Annotated in this window: 20 protein-coding genes; 12 read left to right on the top strand and 8 right to left on the bottom strand. The window is 65.2% G+C overall.

Features of this window, described 5'->3' with window-relative positions:
- Window positions 1–20 precede the first annotated feature (20 nt).
- Entirely contained in the window at window positions 21–494 is a 474-nt protein-coding gene (gene smpB / locus BLEFHOIH_RS25395; protein ID WP_088348862.1) for an SsrA-binding protein SmpB, read from the bottom strand.
- Between the two features lie 12 nt (window positions 495–506).
- Window positions 507–1,400, bottom strand: coding sequence for a 4-hydroxy-tetrahydrodipicolinate synthase (dapA, locus tag BLEFHOIH_RS25400; RefSeq protein ID WP_088348863.1), 894 nt, complete (start codon window positions 1,398–1,400; stop codon window positions 507–509).
- Window positions 1,401–1,745: 345 nt separating this feature from the next.
- Between dapA and BLEFHOIH_RS25405 the strand changes: the two genes are divergently transcribed.
- From BLEFHOIH_RS25405 to BLEFHOIH_RS25420, 4 genes are all read left to right on the top strand, one after another.
- Window positions 1,746–4,058: a lytic transglycosylase domain-containing protein gene (locus BLEFHOIH_RS25405; RefSeq protein WP_170937382.1), complete on the top strand. Its 2,313-nt coding sequence runs from the start codon at window positions 1,746–1,748 to the stop codon at window positions 4,056–4,058.
- Between the two features lie 68 nt (window positions 4,059–4,126).
- Complete coding sequence (locus BLEFHOIH_RS25410) at window positions 4,127–5,092, top strand: alpha/beta hydrolase (RefSeq protein ID WP_088348865.1); 966 nt, start codon at window positions 4,127–4,129, stop codon at window positions 5,090–5,092.
- A gap of 349 nt (window positions 5,093–5,441) precedes the next feature.
- Window positions 5,442–6,095 carry an SRPBCC family protein gene (locus BLEFHOIH_RS25415; RefSeq protein WP_088348866.1) on the top strand — a complete coding sequence of 218 codons (654 nt, stop codon included), beginning with the start codon at window positions 5,442–5,444 and terminating at the stop codon, window positions 6,093–6,095.
- On the top strand, window positions 6,095–6,439 hold the full coding sequence (locus tag BLEFHOIH_RS25420; protein ID WP_088348867.1) for a metalloregulator ArsR/SmtB family transcription factor: 345 nt from the start codon (window positions 6,095–6,097) through the stop codon (window positions 6,437–6,439). The genes BLEFHOIH_RS25415 and BLEFHOIH_RS25420 overlap by 1 nt, the downstream gene beginning before the upstream one ends.
- Window positions 6,440–6,597: 158 nt before the next feature.
- On the opposite strand, the gene BLEFHOIH_RS25425 is transcribed toward BLEFHOIH_RS25420, so the two are convergent.
- Together BLEFHOIH_RS25425 and BLEFHOIH_RS25430 are read right to left on the bottom strand one after the other, a co-directional pair.
- Window positions 6,598–7,497 carry a TatD family hydrolase gene (locus tag BLEFHOIH_RS25425; RefSeq protein ID WP_088348868.1) on the bottom strand — a complete coding sequence of 300 codons (900 nt, stop codon included), beginning with the start codon at window positions 7,495–7,497 and terminating at the stop codon, window positions 6,598–6,600.
- A gap of 21 nt (window positions 7,498–7,518) precedes the next feature.
- On the bottom strand, window positions 7,519–8,376 hold the full coding sequence (locus BLEFHOIH_RS25430) for an EboA domain-containing protein (RefSeq protein ID WP_088348869.1): 858 nt from the start codon (window positions 8,374–8,376) through the stop codon (window positions 7,519–7,521).
- A 99-nt stretch (window positions 8,377–8,475) separates the two neighbouring features.
- On the opposite strand from BLEFHOIH_RS25430, the gene BLEFHOIH_RS25435 reads away from it, so the two are divergent.
- Window positions 8,476–9,867: a nucleotide pyrophosphatase/phosphodiesterase family protein gene (locus tag BLEFHOIH_RS25435; RefSeq protein ID WP_088348870.1), complete on the top strand. Its 1,392-nt coding sequence runs from the start codon at window positions 8,476–8,478 to the stop codon at window positions 9,865–9,867.
- 300 nt (window positions 9,868–10,167) lie between these two features.
- Here BLEFHOIH_RS25435 and BLEFHOIH_RS25440 read toward each other — a convergent pair whose 3' ends face one another.
- From BLEFHOIH_RS25440 to BLEFHOIH_RS25450, 3 genes are read right to left on the bottom strand one after another with little or no spacing between them, the layout of a single operon-like run.
- Window positions 10,168–11,016 (bottom strand): UbiA family prenyltransferase, encoded by an 849-nt coding sequence (locus BLEFHOIH_RS25440; RefSeq protein WP_210191601.1) that lies wholly within the window; start codon window positions 11,014–11,016, stop codon window positions 10,168–10,170.
- Window positions 11,013–12,194 carry a metabolite traffic protein EboE gene (gene eboE, locus BLEFHOIH_RS25445; RefSeq protein ID WP_170937383.1) on the bottom strand — a complete coding sequence of 394 codons (1,182 nt, stop codon included), beginning with the start codon at window positions 12,192–12,194 and terminating at the stop codon, window positions 11,013–11,015. The genes BLEFHOIH_RS25440 and eboE overlap by 4 nt, the downstream gene beginning before the upstream one ends.
- Window positions 12,194–13,390 carry a 3-dehydroquinate synthase gene (locus BLEFHOIH_RS25450; protein WP_088348872.1) on the bottom strand — a complete coding sequence of 399 codons (1,197 nt, stop codon included), beginning with the start codon at window positions 13,388–13,390 and terminating at the stop codon, window positions 12,194–12,196. Before BLEFHOIH_RS25450 ends, eboE begins: the two co-directional genes overlap by 1 nt.
- 114 nt (window positions 13,391–13,504) lie before the next feature.
- On the opposite strand from BLEFHOIH_RS25450, the gene BLEFHOIH_RS25455 reads away from it, so the two are divergent.
- The 6 genes from BLEFHOIH_RS25455 to BLEFHOIH_RS25485 all read left to right on the top strand — a co-directional run bounded on the left by BLEFHOIH_RS25455 (window position 13,505) and on the right by BLEFHOIH_RS25485 (window position 20,580).
- Entirely contained in the window at window positions 13,505–13,873 is a 369-nt protein-coding gene (locus BLEFHOIH_RS25455) for a transmembrane 220 family protein (protein WP_088348873.1), read from the top strand.
- 222 nt (window positions 13,874–14,095) lie between these two features.
- A complete protein-coding gene (locus BLEFHOIH_RS25460) occupies window positions 14,096–15,523 on the top strand; it encodes a PQQ-dependent sugar dehydrogenase (protein WP_088348874.1) in 1,428 nt (475 codons plus the stop codon).
- A 108-nt stretch (window positions 15,524–15,631) separates the two neighbouring features.
- Entirely contained in the window at window positions 15,632–16,144 is a 513-nt protein-coding gene (locus BLEFHOIH_RS25465; protein ID WP_088348875.1) for a c-type cytochrome, read from the top strand.
- Between the two features lie 1,036 nt (window positions 16,145–17,180).
- Window positions 17,181–17,447: a hypothetical protein gene (locus BLEFHOIH_RS25475; protein ID WP_088348877.1), complete on the top strand. Its 267-nt coding sequence runs from the start codon at window positions 17,181–17,183 to the stop codon at window positions 17,445–17,447.
- 150 nt (window positions 17,448–17,597) lie between these two features.
- Window positions 17,598–19,094 carry a peptidase S10 gene (locus BLEFHOIH_RS25480; protein WP_088348878.1) on the top strand — a complete coding sequence of 499 codons (1,497 nt, stop codon included), beginning with the start codon at window positions 17,598–17,600 and terminating at the stop codon, window positions 19,092–19,094.
- A gap of 85 nt (window positions 19,095–19,179) precedes the next feature.
- Window positions 19,180–20,580, top strand: coding sequence for an amidase (locus BLEFHOIH_RS25485; RefSeq protein WP_245297193.1), 1,401 nt, complete (start codon window positions 19,180–19,182; stop codon window positions 20,578–20,580).
- Window positions 20,581–20,704: 124 nt separating this feature from the next.
- On the opposite strand, the gene BLEFHOIH_RS25490 is transcribed toward BLEFHOIH_RS25485, so the two are convergent.
- Window positions 20,705–21,607, bottom strand: coding sequence for a methyltransferase domain-containing protein (locus tag BLEFHOIH_RS25490; RefSeq protein ID WP_088348880.1), 903 nt, complete (start codon window positions 21,605–21,607; stop codon window positions 20,705–20,707).
- 86 nt (window positions 21,608–21,693) lie between these two features.
- Between BLEFHOIH_RS25490 and BLEFHOIH_RS25495 the strand changes: the two genes are divergently transcribed.
- On the top strand, window positions 21,694–22,503 hold the full coding sequence (locus BLEFHOIH_RS25495; RefSeq protein ID WP_088348881.1) for a ComF family protein: 810 nt from the start codon (window positions 21,694–21,696) through the stop codon (window positions 22,501–22,503).
- Window positions 22,504–22,571: the final 68 nt, after the last annotated feature.

A 22,571-nucleotide genomic window follows, 5' to 3' on the forward strand; every position in this document is an offset into this window, starting at 1 on the left:
CAATTCAGGCAAGCGGCCATCTAACCCTTATCGCGCATCAGCCGGGCCTTCTGCCGGTCCCAGTCGCGGGACTTTTCGGCCTCGCGCTTGTCGTGCAGCTTGCGGCCGCGCGCCAGCGCCAGCTCGACCTTCGCCCGGCCGCGATCGTTGAAATAGACCTTCAGCGGCACCAGCGTCATGCCGTCCCGGCGCACCGCGCCGATTAGCTTGGCGATCTCGCGCTTATGCAGCAGCAGTTTGCGCGGCCGCCGCTCCTCATGGTTGAAGCGGTTGGCCTCGGCATAGCCGGGGATATAGGCGTTGATGACGTAGATCTCGCCATCCTGGTCCGTGGCGTAGGACTCGGCGATGTTGGATTTGCCCGCGCGCAGCGACTTCACCTCCGAGCCGGACAGCATGATGCCCGCCTCGAACGTGTCGTGGATCTCATAGGAGTGGCGAGCCTTACGGTTCTCGGCCACGATCTTGCCGATAGGCTGCTTCTTCGGTGCCATGGATGGGTCTGCTTACGCGCTCACGGCCTCGGCGAGCAGCAGACCGCTCGCATGCAGGGCCTCGTCAACGACGCGCTTGCCGGCCTGCGACAAGGGGCTGAGCGGCAGGCGGACTTCCGCGCGGCACAGGCCCAGCCGCTCGGCGGCGTATTTCACTGGCACCGGGTTGCTTTCGACGAACAGCGCTTCGTGCAGCGGCAGCAGCCGGTCCTGGATTTTCAGCGCGCGAGCGAAATCGCCTTCGATGCAGGCATTCTGGAACTCGGCGCAGAGCGCGGGGGCGACATTTGCCGTCACGGAAATGCAGCCGTGACCGCCATGCGCCATGAAGCCGAGCGCGGTCGCGTCCTCGCCGGAGAGCTGGCAGAAATCCGGCCCCATCGCCGCCCGCTGCTGGCTGATGCGCGCCATATTGGCGGTCGCATCCTTGACGCCGACAATGTTGGGCAGCGCGTAGAGCCGGGTCATGGTGGCGACATTCATGTCGACCACGCAGCGGCCGGGAATGTTGTAGATGATGATCGGAATGTCGACGGCGTCGTTGACCGCCTTGAAATGCAGGTAAAGCCCTTCCTGCGTCGGCTTGTTGTAATAGGGCGTGACCACCAGAATGCCATTCGCGCCGGCTGACTTGGCGAAGCGCGCCAGTTCGACCGCCTCGGCGGTGCTGTTCGAGCCCGCGCCCGCGATGACCGGCACCCGGCCCGCCGCCTGCTCGATACAGACCTTCACCACGCGCTGATGCTCGTCATGCGACAGCGTCGGCGACTCGCCCGTCGTGCCCATCGGCACGAGACCATGCGTGCCGGATTTGATCTGAAAGTCTACGAGCCGACGAAACGCGTCTTCATCGAATGCGCCGTTGTGAAAAGGCGTAATCAGCGCCGTAAACGATCCCTTGAACATCTAAGAACCTTCGTGACTGTGGTGTTGCCTTAGCAGCGCCTCAGAATTCATCCATATGGACCATAGTGATTTCTCCCAGGAGGGGCAAGCTACGGCTCCCCTGGGCGCACCGCTTTCAGCATACGTAGCGGATCGTTAAGCGTTTCGCCATTTTCTTGCGCAAAGCTTGGATCGGGAAATGCGTGCCAGAGCGGGTTGGAGACGGTATGTTGTATTTCAGTTCTAATCGGCTGCGCGGCGTGGTGGCTTGCCGCACAGCAAGGATTTCGAGTTGGGAACCTACCATCTATCGTAGCTATGCGTAAAAACCAATATAAAGTCCCGCGCAAAGGATCGGCTTTCGCGGTGCTTGCGACGGTCGCCGCCTGCGCCGGTGTGCTGGCCCTGCTGCAGCCGGATGGCGGCGACGGCGAAACGGTCATCGCGAACCATGTCGGCACCGCCGTTACGGGACGCGCCGAATCCACGGGGCGGCAATCCAAGGCGCTGCTCTCGGTGGCGAAATCGGGGCCGGACACGGTGCCGGTACCCGGCAAATCCGATCTGGCGCCGCTGCCCGACAAGAAGGACGGTGCCGAGGCAGCCGCCGCGCCGATCAAGGAAGAGCCCGTCACCACAGCCGCCATGCGCCCGCCCGAGGGCCGGCTGTCGAAGGCGGAGGGCGACGCCCTGCTGGCACCGCTGCTCAAAGCCGACATCCCGGCCTCTGACATCGATGCGCTCAAGGAGGTCGTCAAGCAGGTCCAGAAGCAGGATTTTCCCGACGCGCGCGACGCCATGGCGAAGATCGGCGATGCGACGGTGAAGAAATTCGCGCTCTGGTATTATTACCGCGCCGAAGCGCCCGATGTTCCCGCCACCGAGATTGCCGCCTTCCTCGACGCCAACCCGCTCTGGCCGAGCCGCGCGGCGCTGACCGAAGCCATCGAGGACGCACTGTTCTGGCGCGAGACCGATCCCGCCAAGGTCATCGCCTATTTCTCCGGCAGACGGCCCGTCAGCGGCACCGGCAAGGCGGCGCTCGGCAGCGCGCTGATCGAGACCGGCCGCAAGAGCGAGGGCGAGGCGCTGGTGCGCGAAGCCTGGCGCAAGACGGTGCTGACGCCGTCCATCGAAAAGAAGCTTCGGCAGTTGCATGTGCTGACGGCGGAGGACCACCGCGCCCGCGCCGATTATCTGCTGATTCAGGACAACAAGGCCCGCCTCCCCGCCGTGAAGCGGCTGCTGCCGTTGATCGAAGGTCATGCCCGCGACGCCATCAAGGCCGAGATCGCCTCGGTCGAGCGCTCGAAAAAGGCCGCCGGGCTGCTCGCCAAGCTGGACAAGGACGTCAAGAACGATCCCGGCGTGATGTTCGCGCGGATGCAGGTGCTGCGCCGCAAGGGCGACGACAAGCAGGTCTGGAGCATTCTGCGCTCGGCTCCGAAGACGGCCGAGGCGATGATCGACCCGACCGCCTGGTGGGGCGCCCGCGAGCCGCATATCCGCCTCGCGCTCAATGCCGGCAACGCCAAGACCGCCTATGCCATCGCCAAGGATCACGGCGCCGAGCTGATCGACGAAGATCTGAGCGACGCCGAATTCCTCGCCGGCTGGATCGCGTTGCGCTATCTCGACAAGCCGGAAGACGCGCGCAAGCATTTCGAGGCCTCGGCCGCCGCCGGCGGCCTGCCAAAGCGGCGCTCGCGCGCCAGCTATTGGCTCGGCCGCACCGAACTGGTTCTGAAGAACGAGCGCGCCGCCACCGCGCGCTTCGCCGAAGCCGCCCAGCAGAGCCACACATTCTACGGCCAGCTTGCCCACCAGATGATCGCCTCGTCCCAGGCCAAGGCGGCCATCCGCGGCTTCGTCCGACCGACAGAGGCCGAGGTCAAGGCCTTCGTCTCCCGCGATGTGATGAAGGCGATGGTCATCGCCCAGAAGGCCGGTTTCGAAAATCTGATGTCGGATTTCATGTTCGACCTCGCCCGCCAGATCGGCAGCGCGCCGGACATGATCTTGCTCTGCGAACTGGCGATCCGAACTGCCCAGCCGCAGCGCACCGTGCGCATGGCCAAGATCGCCATGAACCGCGATTTCCCGGTCGAGCATTACGCCTATCCGAACGCCCTCCCGGATTTCAAATCCGTGGCGGGCGGCGGCGACATCGAGGCCGCGCTCGTTCATGCGCTGACGCGGCAGGAGAGCGAGTTCAACCCCGGCACCGTCAGCCCCGCCGGCGCGCTGGGCCTGATGCAGTTGCTGCCCGCGACGGCGAAGGAAGTCGCCAAGTCGAACGACGTCAAATTCGACAAGGGCAAGCTGACCAGCGATCCGGCCTATAATGTTTCGCTCGGCGCCGCCTTCCTGCAGCAGCTCATCAGCAGCTATGACGGCTCCTATATCATGGCGCTGGCGGGCTATAATGCCGGCCCGGGCCGCGTGCGCCAATGGGTGGCCGCCTTCGGCGATCCGCGCAGCAAAACCGTGGATCCCATCGACTGGATCGAGCGAATCCCCTTTACCGAAACCCGTGAATATGTGCACAAAATCCTTGAAAGCGCGCAGGTCTACCGGTCGCGTCTGGCCAGCCAGGATGCAACGCTCCGGCTCGCCGAGGATCTGCATCGCGGCCGCAAGGACAAGCCGCAATTCATGATCGGCGCGGCCTCGAACTAGCGTTTGCGTGCGGCCGCAGCGGGCGTTTCGCGGTATCGGACTGGGCAGAGAAGCGGGGCGGACGCGGGATGGACGAGGCTGGCGGCCAGGGCTGGGAAGACATACGCTTTACCTCCCATGACGGGCTGACGCTGTACGCCCGCCGCTATGGCGAGCCGAGCCGGGCGCGCCCGGTGGTCTGCCTCGCGGGCCTCACCCGCAATTCCGCCGATTTCCACGATCTGGCGAGCTTCCTCGCCAATCACCCGTCACGGCCGCGCGAGGTCTACTGCCCCGATTATCGCGGGCGCGGCAAATCCGACTGGGACCCCGACTGGCGCAATTATTCGCCCTTCATCGAGCTGCTCGACGTGCTCGACCTGATGGCGATTCGCGGCCTGCACCGCGCCGCCGTGATCGGCACGTCGCGCGGCGGCATCATCTCCATGCTGATGGCGCTGATGCGGCCGACCGCGCTCTCCTCGCTGGTGCTGAACGACATCGGCCCCGAGATCGAGACCGCCGGCCTTGCCCGCATCATGGGCTATGCCGGGAAAATCCCGCTGCCGGCCAATTGGCAGGAGGCGCGCGATCTGGTGCGCTCGATGAACAAGCGGTTCTTCACCAATCTCAGCGAAGAGGAATGGGCCGATCTGGCCGGGCAATTCTTCGCCGAGGAGAATGGCCGCCCGGCGCCGGGCTATGATCCCAAGCTCGGCAGCGCCCTGTCGGAGATCGACATTTCGCAGAAGATCCCCACCATGTGGCAGCAATTCGAGGGGCTGAAAAATCTGCCCGTGCTGGTGCTGCGCGGCGAGAATTCGGACCTTCTGAGCGCCAAGACCGTCGCCGAGATGGCCGAGCGCCACCCGCGCCTTGCCTCGGTCACCGTGCATGCGCAGGGCCATGCGCCGCTCCTGAAGGACCGCTTCACCATCGGCATCATCGCCGATTTCCTGCGCGAAACCGACCCTGATACGGCCCCCGCCCGCAATGGCGAAGCCGGCCGCACGCAGTTGCCTCGGTTGACCGCCCTGGAAGACACGCAGGTTTAGCAGGTACTGCGCTCGGCATTTCGGCACTCACTTACGATTACGAGAGCAAACGTGGCGGGCTGAATTGTTGGACGCCCGCGCCGAGGCTCGCCGCAGCCGAACCCTCTCCAAGGGGAGAGGGTGGCGTGCGTCAGCACGCCGGGTGAGGGGTTGCGGACTCTCGGCTGGCTCACGAACCCTTCACCCCCGCCCTCTCCCCAGGGAGAGGGAGTCTCGCTGCGGGACGTGGCGGGGGGCGTCCTATCTTCCAGGGATGGCCGGGATTATCCACCGCCACGATATTAGCATTGCCTTATATAAGCTCATCCTGGCATGATGCGGCCGGACCACCATCACTCAGGAGCCCAATATGAAAAACGACATTGCCCAGTTGATCGGAGCGGTTGCGCGGGAAGTCGACAGCCGCGAGGTCGACGGCAAGCCGGCGCGCGTCATCATCGCCACCCGCGTCTATGACGCCAATGTCGACGATGTCTGGGACGCGCTCACCAGCGCCGAGCGCATTCCGCGCTGGTTCCTGCCGATCGAGGGCGATCTGCGCGTCGGCGGGCGCTACCAGATCAAGGGCAATGCGAGCGGCACGATCACCCAATGCGAACCGCCGCAGCGCCTTGCGCTGACCTGGGAATATGGCGGGGGCATCAGCTGGGTTTCGGTGCAGCTCGCCGAGGCGGAAGGCGGCGGCACGCGGCTCGAGCTCGAGCATGTCGCGCATGTCGAGGATGGGCTTTGGGACCAGTTCGGCCCCGGCGCGGTCGGTGTCGGATGGGATCTGGCGATCATGGGTCTCGGCAAGCATCTCGAAGGTGGCGCGGGAGTCGATCCGGAGCAGGCGGCCGCCTGGGGCGGGTCCGAGGAAGGCAAGGCCTTCATGCGGGCGAGCAGCGAGGATTGGCGGCAGGCCTCGATCGCGGCCGGCACCGATGAGGCCGCCGCGACCGCCGCGGCCGCGCGCACGACGGCCTTTTATACCGGCGAGAGCGCACCCGCGACGGAGAGCTGATGCACGCTTTCGACATTCTGGGCGATCCTGTCCGCCGCCGCATTCTGGAAGCGCTGGCCGAGGGCGAGCACGCCTCCGGCGACATCGTCGCTCTGGTGCAGCGCGAATTCGGCATCACCCAGTCCGCCGTCTCGCAGCATCTCCGGGTGCTGCGGGAAAGTGGCTTGGCCTCGGTCCGCATCGACGGGCCGCGGCGGGTCTATTCCATCGACGCCGCGCCCTTGCGCGAGGTCGACGCCTGGCTGGCCCGCTTCCGCCGCTTCTGGGAGCATCGCCTCGACGCGCTCGCGACGGAGATCGCCAGGGGCAAGCGCAAGCGGGCCCGGGAGAGTGAGGAAGGGTGATTGGTGAGGCCCATCATCATCCTGACCGAAATGCCCGCGCAGGCGGGGATCCAGTACGCCGCAGTGTAAGCGGTTGGGCAGAAAGCCGATTTCGAGTTTGTGAATACCGGATCCCCGTCTTCGCGGGGATTTCGTCTGAGGGCGGATGAAGGCGCCGTCTACTCCCCACCCTCGTGCCGCTCGACATGGGGCTCGCGGCCGCCGCGCAGGATGGAATTGCCGGCGTAGAGCGTGCGCTGGTCGATGGGCGGCGGGTCGAGCCAGTCGCTTTCGCGCATCTGGCCGCTGCGGCCATAGGCGGCGAGCGCGTTCTCGTAGCAGGCCATGCGCACATGCCGCTCGGGGACACCGCTCTTCAGCGCAAGCTCGGCCGTCTTCGGCACGCCCAGCGGCTCGGAGACACCCCAGTCGCAGGCCGAATCCACGATGATCCGCTCGGCGCCATATTGCTTGAGCAACTGCACCATGCGCGCATCGCCCATCTTGGTGGACGGATAGATCGAAAACGCCGCCCAGAATCCGCGCTGCAACACCTCCGCGACCGTCTCCTCATTATTGTGGTCGACGATCACCTGGGACGGATCGAGCCCGTGCTCCAGCGCGACGTCCATCGAGCGCGTGGTGCCGCGCTTCTTGTCGCGATGCGGCGTATGGATCATCACCGGCAGCTCCAGCTCCTTGGCCAATTCGAGCTGGGCGCGGAAATATTTGTCCTCGAGCGGCGTCTGCTCGTCATAGCCGATCTCGCCGATGGCGACGACGCCGTCCTTCAGTGCGAAGCGCGGCAGGATCTCCATCACGCCCTCGGCCAGCTCCTCATTGTTGGCCTCCTTGGAGTTCAGGCCGGCGGTGCAGTAATGCCGGATGCCGAACTGGCCGGCGCGAAAGCGCTCCCAGCCGACGATGGCGGAGAGGTAGTCGATATAGGTGCCGACATAGGTGCGCGGTTGGCCGACCCAGAAGGCCGGTTCGATCACCGCGACGATGCCGGCCGCCGCCATGGCCTCGTAATCATTGGTGGTGCGGGAGATCATATGGGCGTGCGGATCGATATACATGGCCGCTTGCTCCTTTGGGGTTCAGGCGAGCGTCTGCCAGGTGAGCGCGCCGGTTTCGATGCGGCGCGCCAGGTCCGGCGCGGATTGCAGGATCGGCGCGGCGTCTTCGGATTGCGATGCGGCAAGGGCGAGCGCGGCGGCTTCACGTTCCACCGTGGCACCGTTCGCGAGGACGCGGGCGAGATCGGCGAGCATCGGCGGCGTGGTGGCATAGGACCCGACGCCGCGCCACAATTCCGGCGAGACGCCGCGTTCGGCGGCCCAGCGCTCATGCGCGTAGTCGAACAGCATCAGCGCCAGATCCGCATTGGCGCGCGCGTCCAGTCCCTGTATCGGCGCCAAAGCGGAGCCGACGAACAGCGCCTTCAGGATCATGTGGTTCCAGCGGTGATCGTCGAAATGGTCGCGTGGATAGGCATTGTTATGCGCGACGGCCTCGAAGATCGCCGACATGTTCGAGCGCAGGCCCTCGGCAGCCTGGGCTTCGAGGCGGTCGCCTTGCGGATAGAGCGGCAGGCCGCGATAGAAGGCGATGGCCTCGGCGACGTCGGCGGTGCGGCAGAGGCGCTGGAAATTTTCGGGAAACTTGTCCCCTTGCGCGACCGTCCGCAGCAGCACCAGCACGCGGGCGGCGCCGTCGACGCTCCAGCCGCGCGGGTCCCAGCCGGGACGGGCGGCGTCGGCGGCTTCAAGATCGGCTGCGTCCAGCGCGAGATCGGCGCGGCCCAGGCGGCGGGGTATCAGGCCGAGCGTGATGAAGACATCGCGTTCCGGCGTCGCCGCGCCGCGCGCGATGCGCTCGCTCAGCCAGCGCCAGCTTTCGGGCGAGGTTTGTTTTTCGAGCCATCGGCTTAGCAGTTCGGGGGCGTGAATCTGCATAATGCCTCATGAATGCGACGATTTACCGTACCCTACAAGAAGGCTATGGTCTTTGCAAAGCGCGCGCCGAGCAGCCCTCCTCCGTTTCGGATTTCCATAATGCACCAGACATTGGTGATCCTCGTCGTCGGGCTGTCGCCCGAGCTGGTCGGCATTCACACGCCCAATATCGCCCGGCTGGCGGCGCGCGGAGGCATGCGGGCGCTGAACACCGTATTCCCCGCCGTGACCTGCACGGTGCAATCGACGCTGCTGACGGGCGTCTCGCCATCGGGGCATGGCGCAGTCGCCAATGGCTGGTATTTCCGCGATCTGGCCGAGACCTGGCTGTGGCGGCAGTCGAATCACCTCATCGAGGGCGAGAAGGTCTGGGAGGCGGGGCGCAAGCGCGATCCCGGCTTCACCTGCGCCAACATGTTTTGGTGGTACAACATGTATTCCGGCGCCGATTGGGGCGCGACGCCCCGGCCGATGTATCCCGCAGATGGCCGCAAGCTGCCCGACCATTACGCCAATCCGCCCGAATTGCGCGACGAGCTGAATGCCAAGCTCGGCATGTTCCCGCTGTTCAAGTTCTGGGGTCCGGCGACGGATGTTTCCTCGTCCCGGTGGATCGCCGACGCGACGCTGCATGTCATGGAGACGCGCAAGCCGGCGCTGACGCTGTGCTACCTGCCGCATCTGGATTACAACCTGCAGCGGCTCGGGCCGGATCTCGGCAATGCGCGGCTGACCGAGGACCTAAAGGAGGTCGATGCCGTCACCGGGCAGCTCATCGACTTCGCCGCGCGCAACGGCATGCGCGTCCTCATCGTCTCCGAATATGGCATCATGCCGGTGACGGATGCGGTGCATATCAACCGGGCGCTGCGCGGCGCCGGGCTGATCGCCATCCGCGAGGAGAACGGCACGGAATTGCTGGATGCGGGGGCGTCGGAAGCGTTTGCGCTTGCCGATCATCAGGCCGCGCATGTCTATGTGCGCGACCCTGGCCGCATCGCCGAAGTGAAGGCGCTGCTCGAAGGTGTCGAGGGCATCGAGCAGGTCCTGGACGCCGACGGCAAACGCGAGATGGGTATCGATCATCCTCGCTCGGGCGAGTTGGTTGCGATCTCGGCGGCGGATCGCTGGTTCAGCTATTATTACTGGCTCGACGATGCCCGCGCGCCCGATTTCGCCCGCACCGTCGATATTCACCGCAAGCCCGGCTACGACCCGGTGGAGTTGTTCCTCGACCCCGCCATCCGCAATCCGACCGCCGCCATCGGCTGGCGGCTGCTCAAGCGCAAGCTCGGCATGCGCGCGCTGATGGACGTGATCTCTGCCAAGGATACGCCGCTGGTAAAGGGCTCGCATGGCCGCCTGATGGAGGATAGGCGCCACGGCCCGCTGGTGATCGGCTCGGAGGCTGGGCTGTTGCCGGAGGGGCCGGTCGAGGCGGTGGACTTCAAGGCGCTGATGCTGGCGCATGTGTTCGGCGGCGGCGGGTAGGGCCGCACTTCACAATGGAGCGGAACCTATCCTTGAGCTACAATCCGTGCGAGTTCGGTGCATAAACGCCGCGCCGAGCGCATCTGCTCATAATCCTCTGAACGCCATGTATGCAAATATATTTCTTGCGCCTGCCGAAATTCCCGCAATGCAGCTATATGGCGTGCGTTCGCGGACAATGGCCCAAAGATCATTACAGATCTCCCTTCAATATTATTCGTCCGGAATGCTGGCGCGAGCCGTAGAGTCCATCAAGGGGAACGGACGATTATCCACAATGCTCCGGATCCGATCAGGTCGCTAAGTTCCCGGCACGAATTTCTGCGCGGCAATGGTTACGGGAACGGCGAGTGCGCAGAGCAAGCCCAGTGCCGGGGAATGATAGGCGCCGACGAGGATCGCATCATAGAGCGAGATGCCCGCGATCAGCCGCGAGATCGCGAGGCCGACATCTCCCTGCCGCCGCCGCCAGAGCAGCCACAGCGCCCCGCCGGTCCAGATCACGAAGGCGGCGAAGAACGGCAGCGCCTGCGGCCGGTCGAGAGCCGCGGCTGTGCCGACGGCGAGCGGCACGGCCATCACCGCCAGCGGCCATAGCCGCTCCACCCGGTCGAACGCCCCCTGCTTTGCCGCATAGGTCAGGCCGGTGATGTAGCAGAACAGGCCGATGGCGCCGATGAGCAGCGGCTCGCCCGACGCGCCGTAAGCAGCGGCGGCGGCGACGCCGTAAACCAGCGCGCGGCAGAGAGCCATCAGCAGCGGCGCCAGCGCGGTGCCCTTATGCAGCCAGTCATAGAGCACGATGGCCCCCGCCAGCAGGATCGCCATCAGAAACGCCTTGCTGCCCAGCGTCGCAAGGCAAACGAGGCCCACGGCCATGAGGCTGAAGCCAGCGGCGAACACCGTTCCCGCCGCGACCTCGCCTTGGGGAATCGGGCGGCTCGAGCGCTCGCGCGCGTCGATCTCGGCGTCGAAGGCGTCGTTCAGATACATGCCGGAGACATAGAGCAGCGACAGGCCGATCAGCAGCGGCACAAGGATGCTGTCCGAGGAATGCCCCGCCGACAGCACGATCCCCGCCAGGGCGTTGGTCCAGACGGTCGGCAGGTTGGACACGCGCCCCAGCCGTAGGGCGGTGAGCCAATTCATCGAAGCCTCGCCATGACCCATTGCAATTCGCGCGCGATGGCCTGATCGAGCGGCAGGCTGCGCAAAGCGGGCGGCAGCACGTCCCAGGTGTAGGTTTCGACTTCGAGATGCGGCGCGATCGCCTCCTCCCGGTGCAAGGCTAGGATATGCATTAAGAAGTCCTGGGTGGTGGCGAGCGGTGTGATGTCGGCTTCGAAAATCGGCACGTGGAAATGCACCCGCCATTCCTCGGCGGGCGAGGTCGCGGCTGCGGCCAGCGCGTCCGGCAGATCCTCATAGCGGGTGAGGCCGCCGCCTGCGTCCCGCGTCACGACCTGATGCAGGTAGGTGCCCTCGGCATAGGCTTGCAACGCCTGGAACTGGCGAAGTTTCGGCGCAAGGCGCAGCGCGGCGCTGAGCTGCAGCTTGTGGATCGGAATGCCCGCCGATCGCAGCGCCAGGATGCTCGCCGCCGGGTTCTCGAACTCGACGGCGGCGTGGCAAACATCGTAGCACAGGCCGAGATGACGGCGGAGCGCGGAGGCGGTCGCGGTGGCGGAAAGCCCGGTCAGCTCGGCGACGCGGGCGACGGCGGCCGGCGAAAACAGATGGTCCTCGAAGAACCAGACGCTTTCCTCGATGGTCTCAAGGAAGCAGCAGGGTTCGGGCTCGAGCGCCAGCGCGATGGTCTTGCCGGTGCGCTCGGCGAGGCCGATGAGATGGGCCGCGTGGCGCAGCATCCTATCGGCCATCTGCGTCTCGGCGCCCTCGCCGAGCGTCTTGAAGGTGCCGGGCACGGTGCTGACGGTGCCGAAGCCGGAAGCGGGCAGCAATTGCTCGAGCAGGTCAGCCAGCAGATTTGAATATTCGAGGCGCCGCTCATCGCGCCAATCGGGCTGGTAGACCGCTTCCTTGACGCGCTGACCATGGAAAGCGCCATAGGGAAAGCCGTTGATGGTGAAGACGTAAAGATCCTTGGCGGCGAGGAAATCGCGGAACGCCGCCATCGCGGCCGGCGCGCGCAGGCCTTCGGCTGCTTCCGCCGACAGCCGCAGGCCGACGCCGAACGGCTTGTCCGGCGAGACGGCGGCCTTTACCGCCGGCAAATGCTGTTTCAGGCTGGCGAAGACCTCCGGCCAGCTCTCGCCGGGATGAATGTTGGTGCAATAGGTGAGCAGCGCGCCATCCGCCAGCAGCATCAGCTTTTGCTTCTCGCTTCGAGCCAGTCGATCGCCGTCATCATCATGGCCTCGTCGAGTTCATGCACTTCGACGCCTTCGCCGAGCCCGGTAAGCAGCGTCACGGTGAATTCGCCGCCCAGATGCTCGCGAAACTCACGCAGGCCCTGCAGGATTGCCGGGCGCTGATCCGCCCCGCGCATCCGCAGCGCCGGGTGCCAGAGCTTGAAGCCGAGATTTTCCAGCAGGAAACACACCCGGTCGTCGGCCCCTTGCGCGAGCATCCCCGCCGACACCGAATATCGTGAGTCCAGGGCGATGCCAATGGCGACGGCCTCGCCATGGCGCAAATGGTAGCGGGTCAGCGATTCCAGCTTGTGGGCGGACCAATGGCCGAAATCCAGCGGCCGGGCGCTGCCGGATTCGAAGGGATCGCCGCCGTGGGCGATCTGATGCATGTGCAACTCGGCGCAGCGGCGGATCATCGTCGCCATGGCGTCCGGCTCGAAAGCGGCGAGCGCGTCGGCATGGCGCTCCAGCCAGAGGAAGAAGGCGGGATCGCGGATCAGCGCGACTTTGACCGCCTCGGCCATGCCGGCGATCTTTTCGCGCGGCGGCAGGCTGGCGAGCAGATCGAAATCGTTCAGCACGGCGAAGGGCGGCGCGAAGGTGCCGACGAAATTCTTCACCGCATTGAGATTGACGCCGTTCTTCACGCCGACGCCGGAATCGTTCTGCGACAAGACCGTCGTCGGCACGCGGATATGGCGGATGCCGCGATGCGAAGTCGCCGCGACGAGGCCGACGACGTCGAGCAGCGCGCCGCCGCCCACCGCGATGATGTAGGAGTGGCGGTCGATGCGGTGCTGGAAGACCTGCCCCTGCATCTGCTCGACATAGGCCAGCTCGTTCTTGATCTTCTCGCCGCCGGGCATGGTCTGCGGCGGCGCCACCAGTTCGATCCGGGCGGCATGATGCGCGGCATAAGCCTCGATCCGCGCGGCGAGTTCCGGCGCCAGCCCTGCATCGAGGAAGACGAGGCAGCGATGCCGGCGGTCCGGTTCCAGCCGCGCGATGGCATCGGCGAGGGTGCGGTTCTCCGGCGCGAACAGCGCGCGGGTGAACACCACCGGGAATTCAAAGGAGACCGCGAAGCGCTGCCAATAGGCCCCGGAGCGGGCCTCGCTGGCTGGCGCATTGATCTGCTGTGAAGCCATGGATGACTTGCCTGGACAACCGCGATACGATCCGCCTCCGGCAAAGAAAAACGCCCGACGGAACATCACCCTAGTTTATTGTCATCTTCCTCACAAGGCTTCTGGATCTTCACCATGACAAGAGTTCTCTGGCGCATTTTGATGGGTGTGCTCTGCATCTGTTTCGTGCTGTTTGCTGCAGTGCAATATAATGACCCCGACCCGGAGGTCTGGGCGACGATTTACTCGATCGGCGCGATATGGACCGGCCTCGCCGCCTTCGCGCCGCGCCTGCTCTGGACGCCCGCCGCGAGCTGGCTTTTGCTGGCCTCCATGGTCCTCGCTCTCGCTGGCGTCGTCTACTATTGGCCCCACGCCGCGCATTGGTGGCGCGAGGAGGTCTGGTGGCAGGACGAAGAATCGCGTGAAGGCATGGGCATGATGATTCTGGCCGCCGGCATCGTCCTGGTGGGAGCGCATCGGTTCATCTCGCGACCCGCCTAGATCGGGCGGCTTTCGCGCTGCCCGAAAAGTGTTTGGTTTAAGTTTGTTGATAATTTTACGGTAATAAAATCATATTGGCTCGTTCTTCCCGGAAATAAAGCGCCACACCTGATAGTCCCGGCGATTGAGTTGGCACGCCGTTTTTGCTATGAATTCAAAGTGTTCTTTAGCAGTGCCATCAAAGAGCTCGGCGGGGAACGTCGTTCACTCGGGAGGAAACCAATGGTGAAACGCACAAGTCTACTGATCGGGACGCTGGCGGCGATGGTCGCCTGCGCCGCGCAGGCCCAGGTCGCGCCGACCAAGCCGGACGAGGTTGCCCTGCCCGGCGGCAAGATCCCGGGCGCGCCGAAAATCGCGCTGGTGAAGGTCGCCGACGGCTTTCTCGACCCCACCAATGTGACCAACGCCAATGACGGCTCGGGCCGCATTTTCGTCGTCGAGCGGGCGGGCACCGTCCGCATCGTCGACAAGGACGGCAAGGTCCTGCCCGATCCCTTCCTCGACCTGACCAAGATCAATCCGCTCGGCACCGACGTGCAGACCGGCTTTGTCGAGCAGGGCCTCTACGCGATCGCCTTCCATCCGAAATTCAAGGAAAACGGATATTTCTTCGCGCATTACGCCTCTCTGCCGTTCAATGGCGACGGTGTCGTGGTGCGCTATCAGGTCGACCCGGCCAGCCCGAACGTCATGACGCCGGAGCGCGTCAACGGCACCGCAAAGGTGATCCTGCGCATCGAGCAGCCCTATTACAATCACAATGGCGGCCAGATCGAATTCGGTCCTGACGGCTATCTCTATATCGGCAGCGGCGACGGTGGCTGGGAAGGCGACCCGCTCCAGGCCGGCAAGGACCTGTCGACGTGGCTCGGCAAGATGCTGCGGATCGACGTCAACGTGCCCGACGATGACGGCCGCGCCTATAAGGTGCCGCCGACCAATCCCTTCGCCGACGCCTCCAAGGAACGGCTGATGTCGCTGTTCGGCATCACCGAGGAGCAGTTCGCCAAGATCCGTACCAAGTCGAAGCCGGAAATCTGGGCGTATGGCGTGCGCAACCCCTATGAATTCGCCTTCGACCCCAAGACCGGCAATCTGTTCATCGCCGATGTCGGCCAGAATCACTGGGAAGAAATCCTGTTCCAGCCGGCCGCCAGCAAGGGCGGCGAAAATTATGGCTGGCCGGACATGGAAGGCAAGTTCTGCCACCCGATGACGGGCGACCCGGCGCTGGCGAATTGCGCCGTCGTCGGCGTGCTGCCGGCCGCGCAATATCCGCACCAGACCCCATTTCCCGGCGCCAAGGAACTGACGACGGGCTATGGCTGCTCGGTGCAGGGCTTTGGCGTCGCCAATTACGGCGGCATGACCGGCGTCTATCTGGCTGGCGACTGGTGCACAGGCCGCGTCTGGGGCCTCGGCTGGGATGTCGGCGCCAAGAAGTGGCAATTGCAGGAGATGATGCAGACCGACCTGCAATATACGGCGGGCGGCTATGACGAGCAGGGCAATGTGCTGGCCGTCAACGCCAATAATTTCTACCTTGCCGACCAGGGCCCGACCGCGAACCCGCCTGGCGCGCTGTGGCGCATTGTGCCCGCCGACCAGGTTCCGGCCGGCGCGACCGTCGCGCGCGTGAAGCAGTAAGGCACGGCCCCGGTCCGCCACGTCGGAACGGACCGGGCCATAGACCGTTTCTGAAATCGCGACGCGCCGGGCCCTCGCCCGGCGTTTCCTTGAGCGCAGGATGATCCCATGACCGACCACCGCCGCCGCGTGACGCGATCCGCGCTTGCGCTGCTGTTGCTTGCCGCCGCTCCCGTTTTCGCCCAGAGCGGCGACGCGCCGCCTCCGGCCGCCCCTGGCGGGGGAGCGCCTGCGTCAGGCGGGGAAGTGGAATTCCACCATGTGCTGGACGGCCGCAAGATCGAGCTCACCTACAAGCCCGAACAGCAGATCACCGAAGCCGTCGCCAGCTTCCACAAGACCGCCCAGAATCCCTATAACGACAACCCCGACGCCGTGGCGGAAGGCAAGAAGCTCTACGATCAATGGTGCGCCGCCTGCCATCTCAAGGACGCGACCGGCCGCATCGGGCCCAACCTGATCGATAACGATCACCTTTATCCACAGACCGCCACCGATAAGGGAATGTTCGAAATCGTCTATGCGGGCGGCGCCGGCGCCATGCAGGCTTTCGGCCGCAGAATGACGCAGGATCAGATCCTCAAGGTGCTCGCCTATGTCAAAAGCCTGAAGCAGAAATAGGGCGCCCGGCGCCCTTGCTGCGTCTGCTTTGTGTCGGCTTTGTTATAATTGTCACGATCATATATATAAGTAGTGCAACGTATTCCTGCGATTTTTGCGAAATTCCATTTCCATAAAACCGTTTTAATCGATAGATATTTCACTGGCGGCCAGATGAGGTCGTTGCATAGTGAATATTAAAAACCAGAGCCGTGTTGCTTTAACTCTATTTGTGATATGGCCCTTAGATTTTGTATTAATTTATTGAAATAGAATATTTCGTGAGAAAAGATTAGACATCAGTATTATTGGGTTTATATATTTGGTGATGACAGTCTCAGCCTCGAAGTCTCGCAGCATTTTCCATGGAAAGCTCGGTGCTTTGCTTCCAGTGACGAAGCTGGAAAACGCTTTATTTGCTTTGTGATGCTGGACGCAATTAACAGAAGTTTAGAATTCGGGATCGTAAGTTTCTCAATCAGTGGCTAAGGCGCCAGTTTCATTGGGTCGAGATCATGCCTTGGCGCGGACCATATCGCGTCATCACAGGAGCGAAACGCCATGACGCTATGCCCTGCATTCCCGCGCCAATTGCGCCATCCGCCCGGTTCGCGGTCTGCCGCCTGCCTCCCGCCCTTCTTTGCAACGATCCCCGGGCTTCCGCCGCTTGCACGCGCCGCCTGATCCATGATCCGCATTCCCACCCCCGGCATGGATGGCCACCGTCAATCCCGCTCCCTGCTCTTGCTCAGTCTCGCCGGCGCGGTCGCAGCCGCCTCGCTGGTCCAGGCCGATCAGCAGCAGCCGCGCCGGGGGCCGCCTTTGCCGCAGCGCGCCGAGGCAGCGCGGCCGCCCGCCGATCGCGGCCGAGCCCGGCGCCCCCCGCCATCCGTGCCGGACAATCTCGCAGATCCGTGGCGCACTGTTCCGTTCAATCCGGACAAGTTTTGGGAGTGGCAGCAACGCAACGCGCCCTGAAGTGTGGCAGCAGCCACATCTTCCCCGTTTGCAATCAGCACCTTGAGACATTTTTCGCGTAACTGAGTGGAGTACAAAAATGAAAAACTTATTTGGCCTTCCGGCCCGCCAGCACTCTTTCGGCATCGAACACCGTGCGATCATGCATACGCGCCTTCCAGACGATTATGGCGACGACGACGCGCCCGCTGACGGTCTCGAGTCTAAGGACTCGGCCGAATATATCGAGTCGATGAGCCTGCAATTGCACGATCTGGCCGTCTCCTCGGATCTGACCTTTCTCTCTTATCTGTTACGTCTGGTGGCTGAAGAGGCAAGGCTCGCGGGGGGCCAAGCCGATCGCTGACCGGCGACCGCGCCGCCGGACCGTTCTCACGACGAAGTCAGGGAACGGTCCGGCCGGCGCGGCATTGCCGTCATTCTGATGCCGCTCTTTGCCGCGATCGATGCCCATGCCGCATCGCATTCGCGGGCGGGCGAAACGAAAGGATGACGAATGCCCCATCGTTTAATGGCGGCTTGCGCGCTCGCGCTCGGCCTCGCGCTGTCGCCCGCCTGGGCCGAAGGCCCCGCGCCGGAGACCGCCGCTAAGTCCGCTTCCGCCGGCTCCGTCCTGGCGCTGCCGGAGGACGTCACCACCCAGCATGCGATCGGCGAGGGCGCGGATCGCATCGCCTATAGTGCCACCGCCGGCAGCCTGCCGCTCGCCAACGACAAGGGCGAGACCACCGCGAAGCTGTTCTACGTCGCCTACACCGTCAGCGGCGCGCAGCGGCCGATCACCTTCGTCTTCAATGGCGGGCCGGGCGCCGCGACGGCCTTCCTGCATCTGTCCGCCATGGGGCCGCGCGTTCTCGGCTTCCGGCCCGATGGCGCAGCGCCCGCCGAACCCATCCGCCTCGGCGACAATCCCGACAACTGGCTCTCCTTCACCGATCTCGTCTTCGTCGACCCGGTCGGCACCGGCTATAGCCGCGTGGTCGGGTCGGGCGAGGAGAAATCCTATTTCGGCGTCGACCAGGACGCCAAAGCCATGACCGATTTCGTCCGGCTCTATCTCACCCGCGCCGGACGCGATCTCGCCGATGTCTACATCGCGGGCGAGAGCTATGGCGGCTTCCGCGCCGCGCTTCTGTCTAGCCGTCTTCTGCAAGGCGGCACGCGCGTCAAAGGCGCCATCCTGATTTCGCCCGCGCTCGAATTCTCGATGCTGCGCGGCGACGATTTCCAGCTCACGCCGCTGGCGCTCGATCTGCCCTCCATCGCGGCCTCGCAATCCGAACTGATCGGCGGCCCCAACGCCCCGCTCGACGGCCAGCGCGAGACCGAGGCCTTCGCGCGCACCGACTATCTCAACCACCTCATGCAGGGCTATGTCGCCAACCCGGCGATCGTCACAAGGGTGGCGCGGCTCACCGGCCTCGATCCTGAGGTGGTCGCGCGCTATTACGGCCGGGTCGACCGCAGCCTGTTCATGCAGGAATTCCGGCGGCGTAACGACCGCGTCCTGAGCGTCTATGATGGCGGCATCAGCGCGCCGGTGCCGCGCCCCTCCGGTCGCAACAACCCCGATCCGATCCTCGACAATGCCATCAACATCCTGACGCCGGTGATGGTCAGCTATACGCGCGATGAGCTCGGCTACAAAACCGACCTGCCCTATAAGCTGCTCAACCGCGAGGTCAACGGCGCCTGGGACTGGGGCACCAAGCCGACCGAACAGGGTTTTGCCGGCTCGCTCGATGAGCTGCAAAAGGCGCGCACGCTGAACCCGGCTTTGAAGATCATGATCGCGCATGGCTATACGGATCTGGCGACGCCCTACAGCGTCTCCGAATTTCTGATCCGGCAATTGAAGCCGATCGAGACCGCCGAGCCGGTGCAGTTCCGCGTCTATCGCGGTGGCCATATGATGTATATGCGAGCGCCCTCCCGCCACGCGCTGACGGCCGATGCGCGGGCGCTTTACGGCGCGCCTTCGAAGGCACCGTGACGGCGTAAGGCTGGCAGTGGCGGCGGCCAGCGTCTATCCTGGCGGAGTGCGGCGCCTCCGGCCGCGCTTTCGCGAGGGGACCGCCGTGGCGCATGAAATTGCCGATCTGACCGCAACCGTGCTCTTGGCGCGATACGCGGCCAAGACCCTCTCTCCCGTCGAGGCGACCCGTGCCGCGCTCGATCGCATTGCCAGCCAGAACGGTGCGGTCAACGCCTTCTGCCTCGTCGATGAGGAGCGGGCGCTGGACGCCGCCCGCGCCTCCGAGGCCCGCTGGATGCGCGGCGAACCGCTTGGCCTCGTAGACGGCGTGCCCTGCTCGATCAAGGACTTGATCCTCACCAAAGGCTGGCCGACCTTGCGCGGCTCGCTCACGATTTCCCCCGACCAGCCCTGGGAGGAGGACGCGCCCTGCGTCGCCCGCCTGCTGGCCCATGGCGCGGTGCTGCTCGGCAAGACAGCGACACCCGAATATGGCTGGAAAGGCGTCACCGACAGCCCGCTGACCGGCATCACCCGCAACCCCTGGGATCTGGCCAAGACGCCGGGCGGCTCGAGCGGCGGCGCGGCGGTCGCGGCGGCGCTCGGCATGGGGGCGCTGCATATCGGCACCGATGGTGGCGGCTCGATCCGCATCCCCGCCTCCTTCACCGGCATCGTCGGCATCAAGCCCACCTTCGGCCGGGTGCCCGCCTATCCGGCAAGCCCTTTCGGCGATGTCGCCCATGTCGGGCCGATGACCCGCAGCGTCGCCGATGCCGCGCTGATGCTGCGCGTGATCGCCGAGCCGGATGCGCGCGATTGGCAGGCGCTGCCTTTCCCGCCCCCCGATTACGGCGCGGGACTTGGCGACGGGGTGAAGGGCCTGCGCATCGGCTTCAGCCCGGATCTCGGCTTCGCGCGCGTCGATCCGGAGGTCGCGGCGGCGGTCGAGAAGGCCGTGGCGGCGTTCGAGACATTGGGCGCGACGGTGGCGCCGGCCGGGATCGTGCTGAACGATGCGCATGGCATTTTCAGCGCCCATTGGATGTCCGGCGCGGCGGCGCTCGGCACCCGCATCCCGCCGGAGCAGCTCGAAAAGATCGACCCCGGCCTGAAGCGGGCGATGGCGCATGGCGCCTCGCTGTCGCTCGCCGATTATTTCGCCGGCGCCGCCGGACGCGCCCGCCTCGGCCTGACGCTATCGACCGCCTTCGAGCGCTTCGACCTCTTGGCGACGCCCGCCATGCCCATCCCCGCCTTCGCCGCCGGACAGGAGACGCCGACGCCCGGCGAATGGAACTGGACCGACTGGAGCCCCTTCACCTATCCGTTCAATCTCTCGCAGCAGCCCGCTATGTCGGTTCCCTGCGGCTTCACCGAGGCCGGCCTGCCCATCGGCCTGCAGATCGTCGGGCCGAGGCTGTCCGAGGCGTTGGTTCTCCGCGCAGCCGCGGCCTTCGAGACCGCGATGCCCGTCCGCCTGCCGCCGATGCCGGTGGGTTGAGACGATTTTACCGAAATTCCGCGAAGGCGGGGATCCAGTATTCACTAACTCGAAATTGGCTTTCTGCCCAACCACTTGCGCTGCGGCGTACTGGATCCCCGCCTTCGCGGGGATTTCGAAAAGGCTAATGCTTCGAGCCCTTCAGCTTATGCTCGTCCACACCCAGCGCCTCGGCGAGCCGGGCCTGGGCGGAGCCGGGCTTGAGGGGCTTTTGCTGGCTCTCATGCGGCACCCAGCCGGCCAGATGGATGATCTCGAAAGTGGCGGCGACGCGGCCGCCTGAAGCCGGAAAGCGCTCGGCATAAATCTCCATGGCACGCGTCAGCGTCGCTCGGCGCATCGGGCGCTTGCGGCGCTCGGTCAGCACATTGCCCGCGCCCATCGCCCGCAATTCCAGCATCAAAGCGAGCGGCGAGCTATAGGTCACGGCCACCAGATCGGCGTCCGCGACCGGCAGCGCGAACCCTGCCCGCTGCAGCAGACCGCCGAAATCGCGGATATCGGCCATCGGCGCGACGCGCGGGCTGATGCCGCCCTCCAGCTCGACCTCGGCCTGCGCAAAGCTCAGCCGCAATTCCTGCAATGTCGCCCCGCCCAGCACCGCGCCCAGGAACAGCCCGTCCGGCTTCAGCGCCCGCCGGATCTGGATCAGCGCGCCGGGCAGATCGTTGACGAATTGCAGCGACAGGGCAGAGGCGACCAGATCGAACGCGCCATCGCGAAACGGCAGCGCCTCCTCGTCCGCCCGAACCTTCGGTGACCCACAAAGCGCCAGCAGCGGCGCGCTCGCCTCCATGTTGATGACGAGATCGGCCGCCGAATGGGCTGCCTTCAGGGCCGCCGCCAAAATCCCGTGATGCGCGCCGATATTCAGAATTCGGGCAAAGCTGCGCTCGACGCCTTGCAGACGCTCGGCCATATCTTCCGCGGCCCGGCGGAGCAGGAAATCGGGAGGCGCGGCATTCGCGGCGACGCGATCGCGGCGGGCGCGAAGCAGGGCGCGGTCGAACAGGCGGGGTGCGGTCAAGGGCGGCCATCCGTGAGCTTACGCATTGGAGCGACATGTAAGCCTCGCTAAGCTTGCGCGAAAGGGCAAAGCGAGGAGCGCCGGCTTTGAGCAGCTTCGACGAGGCGGACGCGCCGTCGCCGCGCGGCGCCATGCTGGCCGATCTGCGCCGCTGGTCGCTCGCCAATCTGCGCTACGCCGCCGATCTGATCCTGCCGCCGATCTGCATCCGCTGCCACGCGCCGATCTCCGCCCATGGCGTGCTCTGCGCCGCCTGCTGGCAGGGCATCGATTTCATCACGCCGCCGCTCTGTGACCGGCTCGGCCTGCCGCTGCCATATGGCGGCGAGCCGCCGCTCATGTCCGCCATGGCGCTGCGCCATCCGCCGTCTTACGGCCGCGCCCGCGCCGTTGCGCGTTTCGAGGGCGTGATGCGCGATCTGGTGCACGGCTTCAAATACGCCGACCGGCACGAGGCGGCGGGCCTGTTTGCCCGGATGCTGCGCTCAGCCGGAGCAGAACTGCTCGCGGACGCCGATCTGCTGATCCCCGTCCCGCTGCATTCGAAGCGCCTCTGGACGCGCCGCTACAATCAGGCCGCCATCCTGGCGCGGCGATTGTCCGCCGAGACCGGCGTGCGCGCCGACCTGTCCGCCCTGCGCCGCAGCCGAAAGACGTCCAGTCAGGTCGGCCTGTCGCGCGGCCAGAGACGGGAGAATGTGGCGGCGGCCTTCGCCGTCCCGCGCGGCGCGGCGGCCCGAATCCGCGGCAAACGCATCCTGCTGGTCGAGGACGTCATCACCACCGGCGCAACGCTCGGCGCCTGCGCGCTTGTCCTGCGCGCGGCGGGCGCTGCCCAGGTCGATTGCCTGGCGCTTGCCATTGTGGTCAATGAGGATCAGCTCCTGGCGGAGTGAAGAGCCAATGGGAGCGCGACCTTATGGACCAAACACTTGCAGCGCATTGCCTATAGGGCCAAGCTCGC

This window comes from Rhodomicrobium sp. R_RK_3 (assembly GCF_002198715.1).
Taxonomy (GTDB): Bacteria; Pseudomonadota; Alphaproteobacteria; order Rhizobiales; family Rhodomicrobiaceae; genus R-RK-3.